General features: G+C 63.6%; 9 protein-coding genes. 6 read left to right on the top strand and 3 right to left on the bottom strand.

The window, feature by feature from the left end:
- Positions 1-3: 3 nt before the first annotated feature.
- The 3 genes from EDE12_RS19060 to EDE12_RS19050 all read left to right on the top strand — a co-directional run bounded on the left by EDE12_RS19060 (position 4) and on the right by EDE12_RS19050 (position 3,457).
- Positions 4-2,451, top strand: coding sequence for a phage tail tape measure protein (locus EDE12_RS19060; protein WP_026598389.1), 2,448 nt, complete (start codon positions 4-6; stop codon positions 2,449-2,451).
- A 5-nt stretch (positions 2,452-2,456) separates the two neighbouring features.
- Positions 2,457-2,948: a phage virion morphogenesis protein gene (locus EDE12_RS19055; RefSeq protein WP_036290793.1), complete on the top strand. Its 492-nt coding sequence runs from the start codon at positions 2,457-2,459 to the stop codon at positions 2,946-2,948.
- Between the two features lie 113 nt (positions 2,949-3,061).
- Positions 3,062-3,457 carry a hypothetical protein gene (locus EDE12_RS19050; protein WP_051592426.1) on the top strand — a complete coding sequence of 132 codons (396 nt, stop codon included), beginning with the start codon at positions 3,062-3,064 and terminating at the stop codon, positions 3,455-3,457.
- Between the two features lie 102 nt (positions 3,458-3,559).
- Here EDE12_RS19050 and EDE12_RS19045 read toward each other — a convergent pair whose 3' ends face one another.
- The 3 genes from EDE12_RS19045 to EDE12_RS19035 all read right to left on the bottom strand — a co-directional run bounded on the left by EDE12_RS19045 (position 3,560) and on the right by EDE12_RS19035 (position 8,098).
- A complete protein-coding gene (locus EDE12_RS19045; RefSeq protein ID WP_051592425.1) occupies positions 3,560-4,900 on the bottom strand; it encodes an amino acid permease in 1,341 nt (446 codons plus the stop codon).
- Positions 4,900-5,634: a class I SAM-dependent methyltransferase gene (locus EDE12_RS19040; protein ID WP_026598387.1), complete on the bottom strand. Its 735-nt coding sequence runs from the start codon at positions 5,632-5,634 to the stop codon at positions 4,900-4,902. Before EDE12_RS19040 ends, EDE12_RS19045 begins: the two co-directional genes overlap by 1 nt.
- A gap of 262 nt (positions 5,635-5,896) precedes the next feature.
- Positions 5,897-8,098 (bottom strand): outer membrane beta-barrel protein, encoded by a 2,202-nt coding sequence (locus tag EDE12_RS19035; RefSeq protein ID WP_051592424.1) that lies wholly within the window; start codon positions 8,096-8,098, stop codon positions 5,897-5,899.
- A 1,155-nt stretch (positions 8,099-9,253) separates the two neighbouring features.
- On the opposite strand from EDE12_RS19035, the gene EDE12_RS19030 reads away from it, so the two are divergent.
- From EDE12_RS19030 to EDE12_RS19015, 3 genes are all read left to right on the top strand, one after another.
- Positions 9,254-10,597, top strand: a complete 1,344-nt coding sequence (locus tag EDE12_RS19030; protein WP_026598385.1) for a site-specific integrase — start codon at positions 9,254-9,256, stop codon at positions 10,595-10,597.
- Between the two features lie 46 nt (positions 10,598-10,643).
- Positions 10,644-11,135 carry a hypothetical protein gene (locus EDE12_RS19025; RefSeq protein WP_026598384.1) on the top strand — a complete coding sequence of 164 codons (492 nt, stop codon included), beginning with the start codon at positions 10,644-10,646 and terminating at the stop codon, positions 11,133-11,135.
- 387 nt (positions 11,136-11,522) lie between these two features.
- Positions 11,523-11,909, top strand: a complete 387-nt coding sequence (locus tag EDE12_RS19015; protein WP_026598382.1) for a hypothetical protein — start codon at positions 11,523-11,525, stop codon at positions 11,907-11,909.
- Positions 11,910-12,192 lie beyond the last annotated feature (283 nt).

Below are 12,192 nucleotides of genomic sequence, written 5' to 3'. Positions count from 1 at the left end.
GACATGACAGACCTCGACGTCCGCGTCCGTCTGCAATTGCAGAACCTTCTCTCGAAAGAGGCGAAGGTCGCCGCCAAGGATGTGGCGTCGATCGGCTCGGCCGCGGGCAAGATCAACGGCAAGGCGACGGGGAAATTCGCCGCCGAGCTCGGCAAGGCCTGGACGGCTTCCGCCAAGCTCGGCGGCTCGCTCGACAAGACCGCGAGCGCCGCCAAAAAGGCCGGAGACGGCGTCGCCAAGATCGGCCAGGGCGCGAAGGGCGTCGACGAGACGCGGCGCAAGATCGACCAGCTCACGAAATCCAATATCGCGCTGGCGACGAGCCAAAAGAAGATCGCGTCGGCGGCGATGATCGGCGGAATGAGCCGCCACGGCGGCGGCGCGCTATTGGCCGGAGCGACCGGCGTCGCGATCGGCCGCAAAATGGCCAAGACGGGCAAGAGCGCGCATCGCGAGGCCTTGCTCGAGGCCGCGTCGCGTGTTTCGCCCAATGGCTATTTGCTCGGCGCAGGCGGCGCCGTCGTCGCCGGAGCCGCTATCGGAGGCACGGCGGCAGGGCTCGCCGCGATCGGCGGCCTCGCGACGAAAGAGGCCATCGATCGCAACAAGGCGAATGCGAGCGTGCTGAAGAAGGTCGACCTCGATCCCGGCGCAACATTCGCCGACCTCGAGAAGAAAATCGGTAAGGTGTCTCGCGGCATTGGAATGTCCTATTCGGAGGCGGCCGAAATCTTCGCGCAGGGCGGACAGGGCAACGTCGCTTACAAAGACCTCGAGGGCTTCGCCATGCTCGGCGCGAAGGTCTCGACCGCGTGGGACGTCGGCGCGCGCGAAGCCGCGCAAATGCTGACCGAGGTCAAGGCGCAAACCGGCTGGACGATCCCCGCGCTCGAAAAATTCGCCGACAAGATCAACGGACTCGGCGACGTTTCCGCAGCGGCGGAACGGGACATCGCCAAAATGTGGCAGCGCGCGTCCGCCGGCGCCGAGACGGCGGGCGTTTCCTACGACGACTCGCTGTCGGCTATGACCGCGCTGCGCTCGGTCGGAATGCAAGACGAGGTCGCGTCGCGCTTTTTCGGTCAAATCGCATCGCGTCTGCGCACGGCGGCGAGCTTGAAGGACGGGGCGCAGGATGCGTTCAAGACGCTCGGCCTCACGGCGAAGCAGCTCGAGCGCGGAATGCAGAAAGACGCCCTCGGGACGATGATCGATTTCCTCGAGCGCCTCGAGAAGAGCAAGGACGCTGTCCGTGTCGCAAAGGGCGTGGGCGGTCAGGAATGGTTCGATGAAATCCTTCTGTTCAAGAAGTCTCTGCCCGAGCTGAAGCGGCTGCGCGATTACCTCGCCAGCGGCGCTTGGGAAAACTCTATGAAGAAGGCGCTCGACACGGACCTCAACACGACGGCGAAGAAGCTCGAGCGGGCTTACCAGTCCATGTTGCATATCGCCGCCGAGGCCGCGAAACCGGTTCTTCCCTATATCGACCATGTCGCCGACAAATGGGTGGCGGCCAGCCAGCGCATGGATAAGGCCGCGCAGGCCTCCGCCATTCTCGCCAAGGGCGTGAACGACAAGCTGTCGGACGAAGAGGCCCAGCGGCTGGCGTCGGACCCGGCCCTCGTCTCGCGCATCGCCGCGCAGCGCGAAGCCGAGCGGCAAGAATTGGCGGCGGCGCGCTACAAGCGCGACAAGGTGTCCGTCCAGCTCTCGAGCGCCCGCGCGGCCGGATCGGGGAGCTTGGCGGACACGCAACCGATGGCCGCCGAGCTGCGGCGCCTCGACGCGCAGATCGCCTATTTGCAGCGGCGCGTCGAAGTCGCCAAGGAGCCGCCGCCCCAGTCTACCGGGCCGCGCAAGGAAGGTCTGCGCGGCGCGTTCGGCCGCGCCAATCCGAAGCTGACCGAAGAGCTGCTCGGGAAGGTCAAGGCGCTCGACGTCGCGATGAAGACGCGCGACCTGTTCCCGAACAGCGAGGAGGCGCGCCAGAAGGCGCAGAAGCTCGTCGAAGAGCTGACGGCGATTTTCCAGCGCGCCGACCTCACGCCGGAGGCGCGCAAGCTCATAGACACCTATGCGGCCGGCATAGCCTCGCAGGGCGGCCGAGTGGACGCCGAGGCGCAGGCCATTCGGGCGCGAATTCAGCAAATCCTCGGCGCGCCGATCGTCGTCAAGATCGAGCCGCGCCTCTCCGGCGCGCGCGGCGTCCGCGGCTCGACCGGCCCGGCCGGCGGCGCCACGGGCGGCGCGATCGGCGGCGGCGGCAGCGGTGGAGGCGGAGCGACGCCGAAGAAGACGTCCGGCCGAAGCGACGTCCACATGCATGTTGCGCAGATGAACTTCCACGGCGTCCAGAATGTGCAGTCCATGCAACGGCAGGTGGTCGCGGCCCTCGACCGGCGCGCCCGCGGCGGCCGAGACGGCGCGCTTCACGATATCGACGTCGGGTGAGAGAAATGGCCTCCGAAACGGGCGTCAAGATCGTCGTCGAGGTGAAAGACCTTCAGAAGGTCAAAGATTTTGTGTCGCGCCTCGCGGAGTTCGACGAGCATGATCTCGTGACGAACATCCTCAGTCTTGGCGAGAACCAGACGCGCAAGCGCATTCTCGCGGGCGGGCCGGCTCCCGACGGGACGCTCTGGCCTCCGAACCGCGAAGGCACTCCTACGCTCCATCCGACCGGAGACAATCTTCTCGGCTCGCTCGCCTGGACGTCTCACGGCTCGGCTGGCGAATGGGGGGCGAGCTTCCCCTTTGCCCACATCCATCAAGAGGGGGCCGTGATCTCTCCGAAAAATGCCAAGCTTCTGGCCTTCCCGGTGAAAGGCAAGATGGCTTTCGCCCACAAGGTCACGATCCCGAAACGCGAGTTTCTCGGCGTCTCGGCCGAAGACGCCAAGGAAATCGACGCCCTGGTGACAGACTTTCTTGGTGAGCTATTGAAGTGAGTGGCCTTCGCGGGCGCTGCGGACGATATCGGCGGGTTTGCCGCGCGGCGCGGCAAACCGCCTTCGGCCACGGTTCGAGGGCCGTTCGACGGGGTATTGAACGGGGATTGAAAATGTCTCGAGAGAGCGATCGGAAAAGCGCCCTTCCCCTCGGCCCGGCGACGGTCGAGGGCGTCGAAGTCGTGACTATCCCGCTGACCGAATACGCCGATTTGCTCTCGGCCCGCCGCCAGCTCGCCAAACTCAGGCCGGCCGGACGGCGGCCTCGTAAACCTCGCCTTCCAGCGCCACCGACGTCTCCGATCGACGCGGACCCGGAAATCTCCGCCTTCCTTGCGGCCCGGCTGGGGAAGATGACGCAAAAGGCTATTCTCGCCACCTGCATCGCGGAGTTCGGCCCGCGCCGCGCCCCGACCAAGTCGTCAATCCACCGCTTCTACCAGCGCCATTTTCTGCCCCAAGCCGCCCGACCCGTGAAGGCTCCGGCGATACCGCAGGATTTAACGTAATTCCCGCTAATCCCGGAAATGGTCGACAAATAGCTCTGTCTACCGACGATTAGCGATAGCTAGTCCACTGTCGTCTTCACCGCAGCGAAGAACACGCCCAGGCTAATTCGCCGTCCTCGGACGGCTCAGCGCATAAGCCAAAAGGCCGACGCCGATCAGCATGGCGGCGGCAATCGCCGAGGCCGGCCGCATGATCAGAGCGGAGACCATGATGCCTGTCGTCGTCGTCAGAAACACGATGGCGGCGCATAGCTCGGGAAGCTTCCCCGGCGCGAGGCCATGGCGCATTGCTTGTCGAAGCCATCCGATGACGACAGCTCCTGCCGAAAGACTCAGCGTGACGCCGGCGAATTCCAGGAGATCGCGAAGTCCTGCGCTCCAAATGACGATGAGGCTGAACGCCGTCTGCGCCAGTATGGCAAAACGCGGATGATCGCCATGCAGTCGGCCGAATGCGGCCGGAAGCGCGCCGTCCCGCGCCATTCTCGCATAGACGCGCGGTCCGCTCAGCAGCATGGACGACGCCGAGGTGACGAGCGCGAGCGCAATGAGCGCGCTCAGAGCCAGCTCCGCGCGCGGACCGCCGATCGCCAACGCCGCGAGCGCGCCGGATTCCGCGACGCCGCGGATTTGTCCCGGAGGCGCGCCATAGAGGATCACCGCGCTCACGCCGAGGTAGAGTCCGATGACGAGAAGCGTCCCCGAATAGAGCGCGCGTTCCACCGTGCGGCCGCCGCCGGCGATATCTCCCGTGACATAGACCGCGGCGTTCCAGCCCGAATAGGCATAGGATATCCACACGAGCGATCCGGCGAAGGCCAGAGGCTGAAAGGCTTCGAGCGAAAGCGGCGGCGCGGCCGCGATCGCCGCGCCCGCCGTGGGGGCGCCGAAAGCGATGAACGCGACGATCGCGCCGACCTTGATCAGGACCGCGAAATTTTGCAATGCGACGCCCTTGGCGGGCGCGCCGGCGTGGAGCAGGCCGAGGCAGATCACGATGAGCGTGGCGACCCATGGCGTCGCCGCGCCGGGACCGCCGGCGCGCGCCAGATAGAGCTGCGCGCCGAGAGCGGCCGCGGCGATCGGCGTGGTGAATCCCGCGACGAGGGAAATCCATCCCGCCACAGAGCCCAGCGCAGGATGCAGAGTATTTCGCAGGAAGACGTATTCGCCGCCCGACTCGGGATATTTGGCGGCGAGATCGGAGTAGACCACGACGCCGGCGAGCGCATAGACGCCGCCCATCAGCCAGGAGAGCATGACGAAAGCCGGCTCTCCGAGATCCGCCAGAGCGAAGCCGGAGGTCGTGAAGACCCCCGTTCCGACAGTGTTGGCGATGACCAGCGCGACCGCGCCGGAAAAGCCCAGCAGCTTGCGCTCCGGCCGTCCCCGCTCGCCGCCGGGCGCGCGGCCCTCGGCGGCGGGCTCGAAAGGCGCGCCCATCAGTCGCGCTTCTGATAGACGAGGAAATATTGCCGCGGCAGGAAATCGTGCTTCTCGACCAGAGAATAGCCGGCGGCTTCCAGTTCCTTCGTCACTTGCTCGGGCGGTATTCGGTGTTCCACGGGCGGGCCGTCCGGCGAGGCTGCCTTGAAGTCGACGATCGCCAGTCGTCCCTTCGGCCGCAGCGACGATTTGAGCGCAGAGAAATATTGCGTGCGATTTCCGATGTGATGATAGGTGTCGACGACGAGAGCGAGATCGACGGGCTCGGGAAGATTGGCCTTGTCCGCACTCGATTGTACGGGCGTGAGATTGGCGAGGCGCTCGCGCTTGGCCCGCTCGCCGAGATAGGTCACCATATCGGGCTCGACATCGGCGGAATAGAGCTTGCCGTTCGGAATGCGCTTGGCGATTCTGACGCTGAAATAGCCGGTGCCGGCTCCGATATCCGCCACGCGCGCGGCGCGGTCGAGATGCAGCGCGTCGACGACCTTCTCCGGCTTCTGCCAGGCGTCGCGCTCTGGATCGTCGAATTTTTTCGCCCATTTGGCCGCATCGTCGAAGCGCTTGTGAAACGCCCCGTCGGACGAGGGGCCGGCGTGGTCGCCGTGATGGCCGCCGCCCTTGCCGTCATGCTCCATGGGCGCGGCGGTCTGCGCGAGCGAGAGATGCCCGACAGAGCCGAAAAGGATCAGCGTGAGAGCGGCGACCGCCGCTCGAATGGGCTTTTTCATTTTTGTTCCCTTTGAGATCATGGGTCGTCTGGTTGCAACAGAACGAGGAGCGATGAGTTGCGCGCGTTAGGCGAGGCCGCGCAGAGCGATCCTCGACCTCGCACCTGCATAGATGTCGCCCGCTCGCGGGACACGCAGCGTCATTTTGTCTCGTGGAAGCGGCGACGCTGCATTTCCGTCAGGCCGGTCGTCGCGCCCTTCGATCCCTCGCCGAACTCATGCTCGCCGCCGCCTGGCGACGTCGAGCTCACGCCGTGTTTCGTCAAAAACCGAAATTCAACGCCGTGTTGAGCTCCCATTGTTGCCCGATCTGTGGGCCGTTCAATCGTTGATAGACGGGAGCGCCCGCCTCGACCGCGATCCGGACCGGCTTCATGCCTTCCGACTTCAGGAGATATTCGAAGCCTCCGAGAAGCTTGACGCGCTCGCCGCCCTGATAGTCGGGAACGGTTCCTTGCTGCGCGCCCCAGATCAGCACATCGTGACCATAGATGCGGTCCCATACCGTGGCGGCGACGCGGCCCGTCGCTGCGAGACCCTGCACGATGTCGTAAGCGCCCCACGCCGAGATCTCGTTCGACAATCCCCTGAGATAGCCGGACTGATTTTCGCCGAGCGCGGCGCGTCCCCGATAGACGAGGCCCCATGACCAAGCGTCGAGCTTTCCCCTGTAGGTGAAGCCGAACAATCCGTCATAGGTTCCCGTTCCGAGCTGCAATCCGTAATAGGCGCGCTTCTGGAAGAACACTCCCGAGGGATGCATATGAATGATCTCCTCGGAAATGCTTCCGGTCGGCAGGCTTAGGCCGAGGTTCACATGTAGATGGTGAATGTCGTCCTGGTAGAGGCGGACGAGTCCCTGGACCATCGTGTCGCCCCAGCCCTGGGTCGCGGAATTGGTCGGGCCGAGTGGAATCGATCCATTCGGTCCCTTGAAAACTGTCATGCTCATGTTTCTGTCGGACAGAGATCCCATGATCATGACATTGAACCAGTCCGTCACTCCGAACATTCCATGGAACATATGCATCTGCATTTTCATATTGTCGGGAGCGTTTCGTAGCGTTCGCGTCGGATTGGCCGCGAAGAAGTTCGGCAAAGCGAAGACGCTATTGGGAACCCAGGGAATCTGCGTCACCTGATAGGGCGCGATCTTCGTGGTTCCGATGTAATCATCCCGCATGACGGAATAGCTCGGCGTATAGGCGAAGCGCGCCTCTCCGGCGCCGACCATATGCGCGCCGTAGACGCCCGCCGGCACGACCGTATGGACATTGCCCTTATGCTCCCCGCCATGTCCCTCCTTCGCGCCGCCAGCTACTTTGTGTCCGCCGGCCGAGGCGCCGGCGACATGACTCGCGCCTTTGCTTTTTCCGCCATGCATGCCGCCCGCGCCATGATGTCCCGAACGAGCGCCGGCGCCCGCATGACTCTCGCCGCCTTTCTGCATTCCTTCGGTATCGCCGTCGCGCGCATCGGAGGCGTCGCGGTCGCCCGTTGCGTCATGCGCTCCGCCCGCGTCGCCGCCTCCATGTCCGGCGGCGGCGACATTCGAAACGAAATGGTAGTTGATGCCGATGCGGGCGATGCTTCCACTCATGCGCGGCGATGAGACGACCGAACTGGTCCAGTCCGCGGGGACCCCATTGGCGCCGCCGAACGCATTCGCGAGGAGTGGATAGGCTTCCGACGCGGTGCGGACTTTTCCGCCACCCAGGGAGAAATAGAGATATTCCGCCTTGAGGCTCCAATCGGGCATGAACATCCATTCGACGCCGGCACCGGCAGTCCAGCCGGTTTGCGGAGTCAGATTGGCGAGATTGCCGATCGCATTCTGTATGGGGAGGCCAGCAGCATTGGCGTAGAGAGACGACAATGCGAGCTTGTTCTCGACTACTCCGAAAGCGAAGCCGCCCGTGGCGTAGACGAATAAGGTCGGATCCGTGAGATAGCCGAGACGCGCGCGAACCGTGCCGAGATATTGCAACGAAGACGATCCGCTCGCGGAATTGACGAGGCTGTCGCCATTGGCGAGCAAGTTGCGCGAGAAGGTCGCGAGGCTGCCGCTGCGGCCTCCGACGGCGAGCCCCTGGAAATCGGCTTCGACGCCGGCGATGATCCGGCCGAGATATTCGCTTCGATAATTGTAGCCGATCTGAAAACCGCCGAGGAAGCCGCCTTCGTCGCCACCGGCCAACGCCCCATTCTGCGTCGCCCAGAATGGCGCGCGCGCCTGCCACATCGCCGGATCGGTGAGGAATTTTCCTGTGACCGCCGGAGCGGTCGTATAGACGATCGGACCGGCGCTCGCCGCGACGCCCCCTATATCGAGGCCTCCATAGAAGCCCTCCCATTTCGGAAGCGGGAGAATTGGCGTGACCTCACGCAATGGAAGATCGGCCGCGAGCGCGGCGCCGACCGCGAACGCCGAAGCGCTCGTCGACAAAAGAAAAAGCAATCTCATTGTTTCATGCCTCGAATAAAAAAAGTCGAATTCTCGAATGAATCGGACAGGCCCGATGAAATCGAGCCGACGGTCGAAATCGTTCGGAGGACAGACACGCGTCGGCGCGTCATCTTCAGCAGGCTGTGAATCGTCTGAAGATCAGATGCGCGGCGGCGCTCGCGACGACCAGGATGTAATCCAACCCGATGGTCGCTCTGAAGTGACGCGAGCCAGGAAAAAGACCATCGACGCGGTGGAATCCGCCGGGATGAATCGAAGCATGGCCCCCGTGTCGGGGATGGCGTCGGCCGTCGCGTCACGCGCTCCGGCGTTGCAGAGAATGCAGCAGACCGAATGATCTCCGCGCTCGTCGGTCGGGGCTTTGTCGGCGCTCTGCGTCCCGCAAGCCGCGACGATCGGCGGCGATGACGCGCCGAGCTGGTCGCCGCCGACGACATGCATGACGAATGCAGGAGAAAGGGCAAGAAACAAGCTTTTGATCACGAACAGGCAGACGATCGAGCCCGCGAATGTTCCGCGAGCGCGCCATCGTCGTCCTGTCCGCAGTAAAGCCATCTGAGAATCCGTAATAATGTCGTCTCAGACATCATCACGACCCGACAGAAGCGCGTCAATCAGCGCGAGCCCGGAGCACCTTGTTGAAAATCAACGCCATCAGAGCCGAAACACTCCGTCCGAGTGACGCGGGACGCCGAATTCCATACCCTCGTCCGATTGCAGGAGAGGCGCTGTCTCACCGAGAGCAGACGCGAAAGGCGAGAGTCACGCTCGCCGAAGGGATGTGACGGCCTCGAGCCGAAGCGATTCGGGGGATGGCAATTTCGCTGCTACGGCGGCCGCCGATCCTCCCCTCGTCTGGGACGCTTCGACGAGGCTAGCCGAGAATAGCGGCGACGCCCCAGCGGGGCGGATCTCTATGTCTTTGCTATTGTGGTGAGCGCGATGGGACTCGAACCCATGACCCTCTGATTAAAAGTCTCATGGACCAGAATTTTCGATTGTTTACCATGATCGCCGGTCATTCCAAAAGCCTTTGAAAATCAGCATTTCGAGATTTACTATGTTGCCTCGTGATTACCGCTGTTCGCTGTTTGGTGGCGACACGGTGGCGACACGGGGCGCGGAAGCGCCGCCCTACACGGCGAGGCCCGAATGCCAGCTTTCAAGATCACCAAGCGCTCGGTCGAGGCCCTTCAGGCGGGCGAGCGTCCGTTCATCGCGTTCGATTCCGACCTCGCCGGCTTCGGCGTGCGCGTCATGCCGAGCGGCGTCATGTCCTATATCGTCGAGTATCGACCCCACGGCGGGGGCCGCAGCGTCGCCAAGCGGCGCATCACCATAGGCAAGGTCGGGACGCTCACGCCGGAACAGGCTCGCAAGGCCGCGGCCGATATGCTGGCGCAAGTTCGGCTCGGCGCGGACCCTGCCGCCGATAAGGCCAGCCAACGGCAAGCGGCAACCGTCGCCGAGCTGGTGGAGGCGTTCAGGGCCGAGCATGTGGAGGGCAAGCTCAAAGCGTCGAGCGGCCGTTCGTATCGTGCTGGTCTCGACGCGCTGAAGGCCGCGCACGGCTCTCTGAAGGCCGAAGCCCTCACGCGCGGCCAAGTCGCCGCTCTTCATCTGAAGATGCGCGAGAGCCCCTATGCCGCGAATCGCGCGCTCGCCACATGGTCGAAGATGTTCGCATGGGGAATGAAGCGCAGCCTCATTCGCAAGGGCGAGAACCCGGCTCGGGAAATCGACCGCTACCGGGAGGACAAGCGAGAGCGCTTCCTCACGACGGAAGAGCTGGCGCGCCTCGGCGACGCCCTACGGGAGGCCGAGACGATCGGGCTCGTCTATCAGGTCGACGAATCGAAGCCGAAGGCCAAGCACGCCCCCAAGGCCGAGAACCGGCGCGTGAAGCTCGACCCCTTCGCTGTGGCCGCGATTCGCCTCTTGATCCTCACGGGAGCCCGCCTACGGGAGGTCCTGGACGCCCAATGGTCGCAGGTCGACCTCGAGCGCGGCATTCTCTTCTTGGAGGACAGCAAGACCGGCCGGAAGCCGGTCTATCTCTCGGCGGCCGCCCAAGAAGTGCTGGCCGCCCTGCCCCGGATCGAAGGCAACCGCTTCATCATCGCCGGCCATGGTCCGCGAAAAAAGCAGGAAGCCGAGAAAGGGGGCAAGGGCTCGCAAGCGGACGCGCCGCAGGGCTCGCCGCGGGCCGACCTCAAGAAGCCATGGGCGGCCGTCTGCCGGGCCGCAGGACTTGACGGCGTGCGGTTGCACGACCTGCGGCATTCCTTCGCCAGTTTCGGCGCTGGCGCGTCTCTCGGCCTGCCGATCATCGGCAAGCTCTTGGGCCACACACAGGCCGCGACGACCGCTCGCTATGCCCACCTGGACGCGGACCCGTTGCGCCGCGCCGTCGACACGATCGGCTCGACGATCGTCGCCGCAATGGACGGCCGCAAGGGCGGCGAAGTCGTGCCGATGAAGAAGGCCGCGAAATAGCGCTGCGCTCACTGCGCCAGTGTGTTCGAATTCGTTTGGAGCGACTATGGACGAACCTATCAAGCTCGGATGGTGTCTTGAAGACAAGCGGCTCGAAGACGGCACATGGATTACCGAGGCCGCGCAAGCTGCATGGGATGGTCTAAGCGCTTCCGAGAAATGGCGCTCTATCTGGTTTACGTTCATTCATGAAAAAGACCCGGATCGTGGAATCGAATTGATAAAGCAGCTTTTGCGCGATGATGACGAGTCAACGCCATTAGAAGGAAAGCGCCTCTTGGCCGAGCTGTTGGATTCGAAACACGATCTCTTGGACAGAATCCTCATTGTTCGAGAACGAGAAACCGGATCACTGCACCAGGGGTCTTTGAAAAAAGCGCACGCGGTCTTGAGCGAAATCGAAAGGACCGGATGCAGCAAGACCGCCGCGGCGAGAAAGCTCTTCGGAGACGGCTATCGGGCGGCTCTTAGAAGCGTCGAATCATTCGAGCGCGCGTTTCGAGGACGCAAACCGTGGGCCCCCTGGGGCGACCCGTGACGAATCTGGAACCAAGATTGGCGTAGACGAAGGACACTTCACGGGGCTTTCCTGAGTTCGCTGATTTTTTCTCCACATCGAAAAGGAGAGCCCGAGTGTCGGACTGTTTTCTTACCCGCAAAGAGGCCGGCGACTATATGTCGGCGACTTACCGCTTCGGAGCCGCGAAGTCTCTCGCCAAGGCAGTCGTAACCGGAAACGGGCCGCCCTATCGAAAAGCTGGCCGCCGCGTTCTCTATCGGCGCGAAGACCTGGACGCGTGGGCGGCGTCGAAGATCGGCGCGCCGCGCACGTCGACCTCGGAACCGCATACGCCAGCGCGCGAGCGTCGCGCCGTCGTCTGATTTAACCCGCGCCCACTGCCGCAATGTGTGAAGGAGTGAAAACATGCAGACGAATTTCCAGACGATCGAAGATCGCTTCGACGTTCTCGACCGCGCATATATGAAGCTGTCGGCCGGCGAACAGAAAGGGCCGATGCGCCCCATATGGGAAAAAGGCCTGTTCTCTGCCGAGGATAGATTCCGCAAGCTCTATCCCGATGCGCCGGACGACTGCTTCGTCGCCGCGTGGGATGAAGTCCGCATTTTGCAGGCCATCGCCGATGAGCACGGCGACGACGTGGTCTCGACGATTTTCGGCGGCGACGGCGAGCGCTCGCTCACAGAGAGCACGGCCGGCGTGTTGCGGGCGATCGTCGCCAAATGGGGCGAACAGCTCGTCTTCGCTCTTTTCGCCGCAATCCGCGAGCGCGCGAGCGCTACGGCGCACTGACGACACGCCGACTCTTTCGATCGCCGCGCGCAATCGTGCGGCGATCAAACATAAATCGAAATAGCGCGTCCCGAGTGGAGCGCAAACACTTCAATCGCCAATGCTGCACGTTTTCGAGTCGCCGATCCTTTCGGCGACGCTGGCGACGTGCGCGCTTCTCACGACACTGGAAAGGACAGTCGGATGAATGTAAGCATCCGGCGTGGGCCGCAGGCGATGGGCTGAAGCGTCAGGCGCCAGCGCGCGACTTCAGGTCTTTGTGGATTTCGATGAGCTCGACGAG

Origin of the sequence: Methylosinus sp. sav-2 (assembly GCF_004366495.1) — a bacterium.
Lineage (GTDB): Bacteria > Pseudomonadota > Alphaproteobacteria > Rhizobiales > Beijerinckiaceae > Methylosinus.
Note: the sequence above shows the minus strand (reverse complement) of the source record. Positions and strands in the feature narration are given on the sequence as shown.